Annotated in this window: 9 protein-coding genes and 1 rRNA gene; 5 read left to right on the forward strand and 5 right to left on the reverse strand. The window is 42.6% G+C overall.

Annotated features, from left to right (window positions below; translation table 11 throughout):
• The first annotated feature begins 22 nt into the window (after positions 1-22).
• Entirely contained in the window at positions 23-1,303 is a 1,281-nt protein-coding gene (gene fucP / locus AC1DO4_RS06755; RefSeq protein WP_477414115.1) for an L-fucose:H+ symporter permease, read from the forward strand.
• A 31-nt stretch (positions 1,304-1,334) separates the two neighbouring features.
• On the forward strand, positions 1,335-2,123 hold the full coding sequence (locus AC1DO4_RS06760) for an L-fucose dehydrogenase (protein ID WP_477414117.1): 789 nt from the start codon (positions 1,335-1,337) through the stop codon (positions 2,121-2,123).
• A 454-nt stretch (positions 2,124-2,577) separates the two neighbouring features.
• On the opposite strand, the gene AC1DO4_RS06765 is transcribed toward AC1DO4_RS06760, so the two are convergent.
• The 3 genes from AC1DO4_RS06765 to AC1DO4_RS06775 all read right to left on the reverse strand — a co-directional run bounded on the left by AC1DO4_RS06765 (position 2,578) and on the right by AC1DO4_RS06775 (position 7,739).
• Positions 2,578-3,354, reverse strand: coding sequence for a GLPGLI family protein (locus AC1DO4_RS06765; protein WP_477414119.1), 777 nt, complete (start codon positions 3,352-3,354; stop codon positions 2,578-2,580).
• Positions 3,355-3,359: 5 nt separating this feature from the next.
• Positions 3,360-6,158, reverse strand: coding sequence for an outer membrane beta-barrel family protein (locus tag AC1DO4_RS06770; protein WP_477414121.1), 2,799 nt, complete (start codon positions 6,156-6,158; stop codon positions 3,360-3,362).
• A gap of 276 nt (positions 6,159-6,434) precedes the next feature.
• Positions 6,435-7,739, reverse strand: a complete 1,305-nt coding sequence (locus AC1DO4_RS06775; protein WP_477414123.1) for an amino acid permease — start codon at positions 7,737-7,739, stop codon at positions 6,435-6,437.
• Positions 7,740-7,876: 137 nt separating this feature from the next.
• Between AC1DO4_RS06775 and AC1DO4_RS06780 the strand changes: the two genes are divergently transcribed.
• The 3 genes from AC1DO4_RS06780 (at position 7,877) to AC1DO4_RS06790 (ending at position 10,935) form a co-directional block, all read left to right on the forward strand.
• Positions 7,877-8,104: a type II toxin-antitoxin system HicB family antitoxin gene (locus tag AC1DO4_RS06780; protein ID WP_477414125.1), complete on the forward strand. Its 228-nt coding sequence runs from the start codon at positions 7,877-7,879 to the stop codon at positions 8,102-8,104.
• 432 nt (positions 8,105-8,536) lie between these two features.
• Positions 8,537-10,321, forward strand: a complete 1,785-nt coding sequence (locus tag AC1DO4_RS06785) for a PQQ-dependent sugar dehydrogenase (RefSeq protein WP_477414127.1) — start codon at positions 8,537-8,539, stop codon at positions 10,319-10,321.
• Between the two features lie 152 nt (positions 10,322-10,473).
• Positions 10,474-10,935, forward strand: a complete 462-nt coding sequence (locus AC1DO4_RS06790) for a hypothetical protein (protein ID WP_477414129.1) — start codon at positions 10,474-10,476, stop codon at positions 10,933-10,935.
• 115 nt (positions 10,936-11,050) lie between these two features.
• Here the strand turns inward: AC1DO4_RS06790 and AC1DO4_RS06795 are convergent, their stop codons facing one another.
• Together AC1DO4_RS06795 and rrf are read right to left on the reverse strand one after the other, a co-directional pair.
• The gene (locus tag AC1DO4_RS06795; protein ID WP_477414131.1) at positions 11,051-11,530 is read right to left on the reverse strand and encodes a rhodanese-like domain-containing protein; all 480 of its coding nucleotides are present in this window, start codon (positions 11,528-11,530) and stop codon (positions 11,051-11,053) included.
• A 460-nt stretch (positions 11,531-11,990) separates the two neighbouring features.
• Positions 11,991-12,091, reverse strand: a 5S ribosomal RNA gene (gene rrf / locus AC1DO4_RS06800); the annotation flags it as partial.

The raw sequence follows: 12,091 nt of genomic DNA on the forward strand, positions 1-12,091 counted from the left end.
AACTAATTATAAGAAAAATCAGATGGCAAAAAACAAAGACCTTTTAGCGATAACCCTTATTACTTCCCTGTTTTTTATATGGGGCTTTGCGCTAAACCTAAATCCAATATTGATACCTCACCTTAAAAAAGCCTGCCAGTTAAGTGATCTGCAATCATCATTAATTGATTCGGCATCATACATCGCCTACTTTTTGTTACCTATCCCGGCAGCCCAGTTCATGAAACGTTATGGCTATAAAGGCGGGATTTTATTAGGGCTGATCCTTTTTTCGGCAGGTGCGTTTTTGTTTTACCCGGCATCCATTGTACGGAATTACGCTTTTTTCCTGGGTGCTTTGTTTGTAATATTTTCGGGGGCAGCATTTTTAGAAACCGCGGCCAATCCATACATCACCGCCATTGGCGACCCTGCCGGTGCAACCCAGCGCATTAATTTTGCACAAACATTTAATGGTTTAGCGGCTGCCCTTGCCCCATTAATCGGCGGTATTTTTATCCTGTCGGGTAAAAACCTTACAGCTGTGCAGGAATCGGCCATGTCGTCTGGTCAGCTGAATGATTATTTAAATAAAGAAGCCTCGTCGGTACAAATACCCTATATTGTTATTGCTGTAGGTGTGCTCATAGTAACTGCACTTTTATGGCGAACACATTTACCCGAAATTGTTGAAGAAGGAGAAGGCTCACCATTACATGAAAACCTATCATTTTTTCAACGCACAGCTGCACTTTTAAAGGAGAAGAATTTAAATTTTGGTGTAGCGGCACAATTTTTTTACGTAGGTGCACAAGCCTGCGTAGGCAGCTTTTTTATCCGTTTTTCTGAACGTGTATCGGGCATGGATGAAAAAACCGCGGCTTATTACTTAACCGCTGCCTTAATGGCCTTTTTAGCAGGTAGAGCAGTTGGCACATTTTTAATGACATTTATTAACCCGGTAAAACTGCTGGCCATTTATGGTATTACCAATGTATTGCTTATTCTGCTATCGGTATTTCTGCATGGCAAATTCCCGGTTTTTGCTTTAATAGGTGTAGAATTTTTTATGTCGATCATGTTCCCAACCATATTTTCGTTAAGTATCCGCGGCCTGGGCACCAAAACCAAGGAGGGCTCATCACTTGTAATTATGGCTATTGTAGGCGGGGCTATTTTTCCACCTATCATGGGCAAACTGTCTGACATGACCAACATCCAGATAGCTTACCTGGTACCGGCGGCCTGCTTTTTATTCGTATTTTATTTTGCGGTTAAAAACCTGCGGGTGAAAGAGAAGGTTAGTATGGCGGTTTCCCATTAATTTGAATTGATATATTTTATAACATATAAGCATGGATTTACAACTTACAGATAAGGTAATTATAGTAACAGGCGGTGCAAAAGGCATCGGCGAAGGTATTGTTAAAGTATTGGCTGCCGAGGGCGCCATACCTATTATTGTTGGCCGCAGCGAAGCAGATAATCTTAAGGTAGTGCATAAAGTTGAAGCTGCCGGTGGCAAAGCCTTCCAGGTAGTTGCCGAGCTTACCGACCCTAAAGCAAGCGAGGCGGCTGTTAATGCCGTAGTTGCCCAATATGGCCGGATTGACGGCCTGGTGAACAACGCGGGCGTTAACGATGGTGTAGGATTGGAGAGCGGCGATTATGAAGGCTTCGCTGCATCACTGCATAAAAACTTAGTGCACTATTACCTCATGGCGCATTACGCACTGCCCGAACTAAAAAAATCAAAAGGGGCTATCCTCAATATCACCTCCAAAACAGCCGATACCGGGCAGGGCCATACATCGGGCTACGCGGCTGCAAACGGCGGGCGTAACGCATTAACCCGCGAATGGGCGGTAGAATTGTTAAAATACGGCATCCGCGTAAATGCTATTGTGGTGGCCGAATGCTGGACACCGCTTTACGAAAACTGGATAAAAACCCTGCCCGATCCGGCAGCAAAACTCCAGGAAATAGAAGCAAAAATACCATTAGGCAACCGCATGACCACAGCCGAAGAACTGGCCAATACCACAGCCTTCCTGCTGTCACCAATGTCGAGCCATACTACCGGGCAATTGATACATGTTGACGGTGGTTATGTGCATTTGGATAGGGCGCTGGCAAACGCGTAAGCCCCTCAGCAAATAGGTGTGGGATAGGCAAAATAGCAGACTTGAGCACATATCTAATCGTCATTGCAAGAGCTAAAATTTTGTGAAACTCTGAAGGGGAAATGACGTGTATCGCATGGCTGCGAGTCGACTCACCCCGACGAGGCTACGCCCGTCTGCCCCTCTCTCCGACTGCGTCGCATAGAGGGGCAATAAAACAAAAATTGAGCTTCACCCTCTTTGCGGCACAGCCGGAGAGAGGGTCGGCCAGCATAGCGTAGCCGGGGTGAGTCGTGGCCAGCGTTTAAGCCAATGTTTGTGTAAAACCAAACTTGTCATGGGTAGGCACGAAGCAATCCCTAACTATACAGGGCGACTCTGTAAATCGGGGATTGCTTCGTACCTCGCAATGACGGTCGGTTTATAAAGACTTACGAAGTTTTAAAAACTTCGTAAGTCTTGCTTTAGGCAGGTACTATAACGTAAATGCTTTTAAATAGGCGTTGGCATAGGTGCCCCAATCTTTCATTACATTTTTTAGGGTTGCTGTAAGTTGCTGGTTATTTACCATTTTGCCTTTTTTGGGCGGTACAAGGGACTTATCATCCACAACTACTTCATTTACCCGGGTGGCAAACCAGGTAACGTTTTCATGCGGGAGTGCCAGGCCCAATATCATCCCGGGTAAGCCGGTAAATGTTTCCGGTCCGCCAGGTACCGCAATATCGTCGGTGTAAAAAGCCACTACATAAATAGAATCCATTACCAGCGCATTGGCGCGACGGCAGGTAAACCCGGCTATCTCGCGGGTTTCGTTGGTTAATTTCCAGTTTATTTTACGCAAGGTATCTTTCACCAGGAAAGTTGATTCGAATACTTTTTTCTGATTGGTGGTAAAACCGGTGGTAAAATCGTCTGCGATAGTATTTACCTGGGTCACTACCGGGCTGTCGTCAAAAATACCATTATCCGGCGCATCCGATTCAACAGGCGTATACAACGTTTTGTTATTGGCAAATGTTAGTATGCTTTTAAGCTTTTTAAACTGCGGCTGCGTTTTTTTGTAGGAGTCAAAAGCAGAGCGAAGAAAATCTTCATTGTTTTTATTGATCTGCTTTTCAAAAAAAGCGTACATGTTTACGGTTTTTTCAAACTCAATTGTGCCGTTCATGGTAAAATGCTTGTTTTGCGCAAACACTGCACTGCTGCCAAAGGCAATTACAAAAGTGGTGAGTATTATAAGGTTTTTCATGGTTTTTATTTTTTAGGTGCTGCGCCACCGCCAACATGGTTAAAATCCCAGCTAAGCGATAGCATAAAATATCTCTTGATAGCGGTATATCTTTCCTGTGTTAATATTCCGGCCGATCCGCTCCTGTTGTATCCTTTATTTTGATTAAGCAGGTCGTTGCCGCTTAAAGTTAGCTTAATACTTTCGTCCTTCATAAATGATTTGCCAATGTTGGCATTCAGCGTGGTACGCTTAAAATCTTCGGGGAACGATTGTGTTTTGGCGTTGTATTGGTATGAGCAATTACTTCCAATAGAGAATTTTGCAGGCAAATAAAAGTTAAACCCGCCGTTGGCATTAAAACCGCTGCCATTATTGTTTACGTTTGGCAAAAGTGACGATGAGTTAAGTGTATAGGCAGGACCCGCAGAAGCCCATACATTATATTTTTTTTGCACGTATTTTGACAGGTTAAAATTGGCAGAATAAGTATACGATGTTGTTTTATTGAGCTTATTGTTTGATAGGTTGTAGTAAGTGTTGCCATTAGCATCTGCGCTTACACCTGCGTTGATACCACCAACCGGAATTTTGCGGCCATAGTAAATATTGGCATCCATATTAATGGTTTGCCTGTTAAGGTTTGAGGATTGGAAAATGCTTTTACCTGTTTCGGTATCGGTAACCACATTGCTCACAATAGGATTCATGGTGTTACTGTATGATCCGCCTACGTATAGCGATTCATCGCTGATAACTTTATAGGAGTTATACCATAATGAAAAACGGTTGGTAAAAGATGGTTTCAGGTTAGGGTTACCCAGGGTAATATTAAGCGGATCGGTATTTACCGTTACGGGCTGAATCTGGTCGATATTTGGCTGCGAGGTATTACCGTTATAACTGATGCGGATAGATTGCTGCTGCGAAAAACGGTATTGATAGGTAGCCTGCGGAAACCAGTTTACAAAATTGCGCGTGCGCGTGTTGGCATCATTAAACAGGTCGATCTGTTTAAAATTTACTGTCGCTACTTTTGAACCAAAGTTGAAAGTGGCTTTTTTGCTTTTATAATTGAAATTTAAACCAAACTGATTGGAAAGCTGATTAAGCTTATAATCGTTACTCAGCGAATCGATCTGTACGTTATAAACGCCTGGGGCCGATTGGTTGTATGAGCGCCTGTCTGAGCTTCCGTTATTCACATTGATGCCGTAATTGATAACTGCCGAAAACTTTTTAGATAGGGGCTCGGTGTAGGTAACGTTTGAGCTTAATACATTGCTTTTAGTTTGAGTAGTTTTACGCTGATCAATAGCCTGCGTACTGGCGGCATTTCCCAATGTATCAAAAAATGTGGTGTTTGATTTTAAAAAGCCCTTCGCGTCGCTCTCGTTATAAGCTTCACTGATGTTTACAGATAACGTGCGCCCAACCTTTTTAAATTTTTTGGTATAAAAAGCGCTTGCGTGAAATATTTTGTCGGTAATATCATTGTTTACCGTGCGGTTGTTGGAGTTTAGCTTAGTGCCATCCTGGCGCAAGCTTGTTGCCGCGTAAGTGTTATCAACCTTGCTGTGCTTATTCGTACCGTCAACCATCAGCTTTAGATTTGATGAGGTATCAAGTTTTACCTGGTAGGTTAAATCAAGTTTTTGGCGAAACATATATTTATGGAAGCTCTGGTCGGAGTTACTGTTAATAAAATTGCCCGGCAATGTGTTTTGGGTTAATGTATTTATCGTTCCGTCTACATCAATTGATCCTATTTTATAATTGGCATTAAGCGATTGTTTATCGGCATTCCATTTGGTATCATAATGTGCGCCCGCAGTACGTGCCAGTGGGATACCCTGTCCTTCAAACCGGCCGTTCCAACTGTCAAGGTCGCTTTCGCCGCCACCTCCGCTAAAGAATAAGCCGCCATCGTCACTAAATTCCAGGCCGGTGCCGCCGTATTTATTTTCGTCTCTCCAGCCAAGGCCTATCTTACCCGTATTACCAATAGTACCGTAAACCGAGAATTTTTGCTTGCCCTTAAAACGGTTAAACATCAGTTGTTCCTGGTAATATTTACCGGTACCGCCTTCGGCATCCAATTTGCCAAAATAGCCGTTCTTTTTATCCTCTTTAAGTTTTATGTTGATGGTTTTATTTTTTATGCCATCATCAATGCCGGTAAAAGCCGCCTGGTCGCTTTTTTTATCGTAAAGCTGTACTTTATCTACCATATCGGCACGCAGGTTTTTGGTTACCAGGGTGGGATCGTCGCCAAAAAACTCCTCGCCATCAACCAATACTTTACTTACCGTTTGTCCCTGGGCGGTTATTTTTCCATCCTTATCAACCTGTATGCCGGGAAGCTGTTTTAAAAGATCCTCTACCTTATCATTGGGCTGTACCGTAAATGCCGCGGCATTAAATTCGGTGGTATCGCCTTTTATTTTAACGGCAGCAACCTTCGCCTTTATAATTACTTCTTTAAGCAGTTGGGTTTTAAGTATCATGCCGATACTGCCAAAGTTATGGGTAGTATGTGCCGAATCGAGCGTAAAGCGCTCCACAAAATCGGCATAGCCCGAGTAGCTTACCAGCAGGATGAATTTGCCTTTTTTAAGATTATCCATTGCGAACTGCCCCTCGCTTACCCTGGTAAATTTTTGCAGGATAGAATCTTTGGCGTTTAAAACTGCAACTGTGGCATTGGTGAGTTTTGAGTTTGATGCCGTATCGGCAACCGAACCTTTAATAGAATAGGTATTTTGCGCAAAAACGGAGACTGTACTTAAGCAAAATATTATTAGTGCAGTAATTGTGATTTTCATAAGGTAGTTTATGGAAACCAAGATATAACTAAGTTCTTAGTAATCAAAGGGGTTTAACACTTGCCTAATGAAATTTAACATTTGAGGCCGAAAATTTAACATTTAAGTTTTTTTATCACACCATAAGTAATTGATTATCTGAACATTGAATTTTATTGCCAATTGATGTAAAATTTAAGCGACAAAGTGATTTTACCTGTCAAATAAACAATTATGTAAGTAAAAATAATATTAAAGTATGGTTATAGCTGCGTATCAATAAAAATTATAAGGTATTTACTGCCGGCTATTTTTTTTATAAGCCACCCAAACATAAAACGGAACGCTGACCATCAGCAATAAAAAACCATAATAAACGGCTTCCTTACCGGTACCCGCAATGTTCCATAATGCATAAGCGAATGCTATCATAGCCAAAACCACAGCACCTAACCAACCATCTGCCTGTTTGTTTTTTACCCGGATTATAAGGTAAGAGGCAGCCGATAGCAGGTAAGGAATAAGCATCGATAACAATGAAAGCAATAACAGGAATCTGAATTGCGCTACAAATCCTTTAGTATAGTTCATGCTCATAAAAATAGAAACCAAAGTACTGCTAAGCAGGATGCCCATATAAGGTACTCCCCTTTTATTTTGTTTACTAAATATAGCAGGGAATAACTTGTCCCTGGCTACGGCAAAAGGCATTTGGCCCTGCATCAGTGTCCACCCGTTAAGGGCGCCAAACGCGGCAATAGCAACGCCGGCGCTAACCCAGTACCTAATGTTATTACCATAAATTATTGCAGCTGCATCAGCATAAGGTGTTTGCGACTTCTCTAACAGGGTGGCAGGTATTAGCCCCATTACACTTACGCTCCCTAAAATATATACCAGTGTGGCAATCATCAACCCCAGCAATGTAGCACGGGGTATGGTTTTTTCAGGATTTTCGACACTTCCGGCTGGTATCGTAGCACATTCAATTCCTATAAACGAAAACAGTGTCATGGCCGCGGTGGCACTGATTGCGCTGTAAGTAGTTGTACCGCTGCTGTTAAATGGAGAAAAATTTTTGGCCTGTAAAAAAAACAAACCACCAAATGCCACAAGCACTAACGGTAAAATTTTAAGTATGGTGGTAACCAGCTGCCATTTTCCGCTGGTGACAATGCCTCTGGTGTTGATGTAAGTAAGCAGCCAGATAGCACACAACCCGGTTAATACGGCAGGAAGACCACTTGCCAATTGCGGAAAGAAAGTACTTAACGCGCTTACCAATGATTTGGTGATGGCCGCGCAGGCGCATGAAGTAGACAAAAAATATCCCCAGGCCACTAAAAAACCTGCAAAATCGCCCAATCCATAACGTGTAAAAGCATAAGGTCCACCCGTTGCATGTGGCAGGAGCTTGCTCATATTGCTAAAAACTTTCGCCAGAAAAAATGAGCCTATCGCCGAAAATACCCAGCCCAGCAAACCAATACTCCCAAATGAAGCCATAGCTGCAGGCATTAAAAATACCCCGGCACCTATCATATTGCCTACCACCAGGGAGGTGCTTGTCCATAAACCTAATTTTTTTTGTGATGCGGGCATGGCTGTAGATCATTAAGGATGATAAGATAAGGTTTTATTAAATACGAGAGGTAAAATTGTTACTCCTTTGAACGCATGCCCCAGCATTCAATTTCAAATCTTAAAAATTAATATTAAATTTGTTTACAAGCGCATATATGAAAACATATCATTTTCCGGTAGTTGTTGAAATAGATGAAGATGGAGTTTACATTGTTTCGTGCCCTACTTTTAGAGGGTCCCATTCCTATGGACACACCATTGATGAGGCTCTCGAAAATTTAAGAGAGGTCATTGAGCTTTGCATGGAAGAACAAACCACGGAAAATATTAATCAGTTTATAGGGGTGCGTGAGATGGAAATCAATATTCCAATATCTGCATGAGCGATAAATTACCGGTAGTAAGCGGTAAGCAAATGGTGTCTCTGCTTCAAAGTCTGGGATTTGTTGTAATAAGAATAAAGGGCTCACAGAATGAAACATCCGGATGGTAGGGTGACTACTATACCTGTTCATTAAAATGAGCCTTTACCTAAAGGTTTACTAAGAAAAATACTAAGGGAAGATGTTATAATATCCATCGAAGAGTTTGATAAATTGGTTCGTTGATTTTAACCGGAGTTTCTCCCGTACCTGGTCGAAGAATGCAATTTCCGGTGAGGGCTTAATCAACGGTTAAAGATGCACCCTGCATTACCCTACTCTTTCGGTAAATTATCTAAACATTTACCCCACAGATTCCTTTTAATACCGACAAGTTTTAAGCAACATGGATAGCAGCCAACTCTAATTATATTTATCCCCCTATTCGCCCTGATGAAGAAATACAATCTTTTATTTTTAAAAAAGCTGGTTCATAAACCGATAACTGTTATTTGTATGATCTTATTGGCTTTGGCCATGCTCAGCTTCTCCCTCGTAATAAAAAAGCATAAAACACTTACCGCCGACGTAAACAACGGTGGCTTATACCTCCCCGGCAAGTTTAAAGCTGTTGTGGTGATTGATAGCCTGGAAGGCCGGGCGCGGCACCTGGCGGTGAATAGCAACGGCGATATCTATGTAAAGCTTCGCTTCCCGGATACTATTGGCGGCAATGTTGCCGCTCGCGATACCGATGGCGATGGTAAAGCTGATATCATTCAAAAATTTGCTAATTATGAAGATAAAGGGTCCTATGGTACGGCTATGCGCGTCCATAACGGCTACCTGTATTTCAGCTCGGAAATGAATGTTTTTCGAACCAAACTAAACCCGAATACATTGGTGCCCGATGGCCCGCTCGAATTGATATTGCATGATACGCATGGCGAGCACGAGCATGATGCCAAACCCCTGGCCTTTGATAATGCCGGGCATATGTATGTAGCTTTTGGCGCGCCATCAAACGCCTGCCAGGAGCAAAACCGGGTACCCGGTTCGCCAGGGATTAAGGGTTGCCCTTTATTACAGGAGTATGGGGGTATCTGGCAATTTGATGAGGCCAAACCCAACCAGGAGCAAAAAGACGGCATCCGCTATGCTACGGGCTTGCGCAGTGTGGTGGCGATGGATTGGAATACTGCTGATAATTGCCTGTATGCGGTTGCCCACGGCAGGGACGATCTGCATTTGCTGTTCCCCAAAATATTCAATGCATGGCAAAGCGCTGTATTGCCTGCCGAGGAATTTGTGAAGATTAAGCAAGGTACAGACGTAGGCTGGCCATATTATTATTATGATCCTATTCGTCATAAAAAGCTGCTAAACCCCGAGTATGGGGGCGATGGCAAAAAAGCAGGTAATGGTGCAAAATATGCACAACCTTTGATTGCTTTCCAGGCGCACTGGGCGCCCAACGACCTGTTGTTTTATACCGGCAACCAGTTTCCGGCGAGGTATAAGAATGGTGCATTTGTGGCCCTTCATGGCTCAACCAACCGCTCACCATATCCACAGGCAGGCTTTTTTGTGGCGTTTGTTCCGTTTAAAAATGGAGCTCCCGCCGGTCCCTGGGAAATATTTGCCGATGGTTTTGCCGGGCTTACTACGGTAGCAAGTGTTAGTGAGGCGGTTTGCAGGCCAATGGGCTTGTCTATGGGTCCCGATGGGTCACTATATGTAAGCGATACCGAAAAAGGACGGGTATGGCGTATTTTTTATGAGGGCGACAAAACCAAATTTACCGGTGCCCAGCTTGCTAAAATGGAACTTCGCAAAAAACTGCCGAACTTTAAAATACCCGACAGGATTCGCAATAACATTGCTACCGGTATGCTTAAAGGGGGAATCAAAGTATATAATACCTATTGCGTAGGCTGCCATCAAAAAAACGGGAAAGGAGATGGTAACCTGTTCCCGCCGCTAAATGGCTCGGAGTGGGTTACGGGGGGTAAGTATATGCAAAAAGAACCGGCTATCCGGGTATTGCTGAATGGTCTTGAAGGACCGATTAAAGTTAAGAACCGACCCTATAACAGCGTAATGCCCAAGCATAATTTTTTAAGCGACGCGGAAATTGCGGCGGTGCTTACCTACATCCGCAGTAATTTTGGCAACAACAGCAACCTGGTAACCGCATCAGAGGTTAAACAGGTGAGGGCAAGCCTGGGAATAAAATAAGTGGTACTTGCTTGCTGGTTGATTATAGCTGCATATAACTAACCCTCCCCTGTGAGAATTTCATGAGCAATATCATATTTTAAAGTGCTGTTAATCAGTAAATTTAAGTGATATAAAGATCAATTTTGAGTTAAATCAAAAAGATAAGCATCATGAAAAAATTACAGCTTCTATTCATTTTAATAGCAACATTTACTACCGGCATTATTAATAATGTTGCAGGCCAAACGCATGTGGGTAAAAACCAGGAGATCTTTATTGACTCATCTGGCGTGATCAAAGATCATAAGGGAACTAAACTTGCGGTTATTGATAAAAATAATATTGTAAGGGACAACAAAGGAAAAAAGATTTACTTTATTGATCGCAACGGAAATGTGATTGATGCCAACGGCGTAAATTTAGGTAAAGCAAATAAAAACGGCTCCTATTATGATATTAAAGGGGAAAATGTACTTACCACCAAAGACCTGGACAAAGAAAAATGTGAAATTTTAGATCCCCAGGGACATAATTGGGGAACCACCCACAAAAATTATAAACTTCACGCCTGTGCCGCGCATTGCCTTTTGTTAGAACATCAAAAGGAACAAAATAAAAAGAAGAAAAGTTAAGGCATTAAGCGTAAGCATTTCTGTAAAACCAATTATCCATGCCGCTCCATTGCATCGAGATCCGGCATGGATAGTTTTAATGAATACATTGCCGGAGATCGCACATACACATTTTCTATCTGTTAGCCGCCAAGGGGTAACCCTTGGAGATCCAGCCGGATTGCAGGTTTACCGGCAGATTCAAAAGTTTAACATTTGTAAAGCCAAGCTTTTGCAATTGCAGAAATGCCGGACGAATATTTGGGCATTTTGTAAACGGGCAGCATCCGCAATAAATAACAATTTCCGTAGTTTTTGGTAGCGCAGAAACTGTGTTTTCGAGCATTTCCATATTTTCCTGTTTGCTAACTGCACCTATATGTTTGGCTCCCATGATATCCTCTACCGCTCCAATGTTCAATATTAAGGGTTGATTTGCAGGAGTATTCTCCAGGCTGGCGGCCAATGCAACTGGCTCCATTAATTGCTTATCTGTCCAGGGATGATTATTAATTGTGGATGGCATTGCCATAGGGGTAGTTTGAGCTTTCGCTACCGGGCCACATAAGCCCGTTATTAAAATGTATAAAACCGTTGTAAAAAATTTATCTTTCATAGTGAAGGTGACTTATAAAACCTTTGGTGATGCAAATATGATGTTTATCTATAAATCCTTTTTATTCGCCCCCAACCCTACAAATATACCACCCGCCATCCAACAAAGTGGTGACACTACTTTGTCAGTACTTCGAAGGTGTTTCAAAGGATCACCAGCGGAGCATTTCAATGTCCCGGCAGGTAGCTGGTAGGGTGGATTAAGGTTCAAAAACGGGATGCTTAATAATCCTCACACAAACCTCGATATTTCTGCATTTTTATGCACTTTTTCTCTTTAAAATAACCCTAAAAGTCCCCCTTTTCTGATCATTTATAGTACGAAACTGCTTGCTGTAAGCTATTCGCCTTCTTTTTGAATTTTGACTTTTGAATTTTGAATTTTGAATTAAGGGTGTACCCTGGAAATAAAGGTGCACAAAAAAGCCCTTGACCGTTTCCGGACAAGGGCTTGATTTAAGATTGGGCACCGACCTACTCTCCCACGTTTTACCGCAGTACCATCGGCTCTGGCGGGCTTGACTTCTCTGTTCGGAATGGGAAGAGGTAGACACCGCCGATA

This window comes from Mucilaginibacter sp. P5_A6, assembly GCF_056400585.1.

Excerpts from the sequence above, each read along its gene's own strand:
- AC1DO4_RS06760 (WP_477414117.1), top strand. The coding sequence starts at position 1,335 with ATGGATTTACAACTTACAGATAAGGTAATTATAGTAACAGGCGGTGCA.
- AC1DO4_RS06765 (WP_477414119.1), bottom strand. The coding sequence starts at position 3,354 with ATGAAAAACCTTATAATACTCACCACTTTTGTAATTGCCTTTGGCAGC.
- AC1DO4_RS06785 (WP_477414127.1), top strand. The coding sequence starts at position 8,537 with ATGAAGAAATACAATCTTTTATTTTTAAAAAAGCTGGTTCATAAACCG.
- AC1DO4_RS06795 (WP_477414131.1), bottom strand. The coding sequence starts at position 11,530 with ATGAAAGATAAATTTTTTACAACGGTTTTATACATTTTAATAACGGGC.
- AC1DO4_RS06790 (WP_477414129.1), top strand. The coding sequence starts at position 10,474 with ATGAAAAAATTACAGCTTCTATTCATTTTAATAGCAACATTTACTACC.
- fucP (WP_477414115.1), top strand. The coding sequence starts at position 23 with ATGGCAAAAAACAAAGACCTTTTAGCGATAACCCTTATTACTTCCCTG.
- AC1DO4_RS06775 (WP_477414123.1), bottom strand. The coding sequence starts at position 7,739 with ATGCCCGCATCACAAAAAAAATTAGGTTTATGGACAAGCACCTCCCTG.
- AC1DO4_RS06780 (WP_477414125.1), top strand. The coding sequence starts at position 7,877 with ATGAAAACATATCATTTTCCGGTAGTTGTTGAAATAGATGAAGATGGA.
- AC1DO4_RS06770 (WP_477414121.1), bottom strand. The coding sequence starts at position 6,158 with ATGAAAATCACAATTACTGCACTAATAATATTTTGCTTAAGTACAGTC.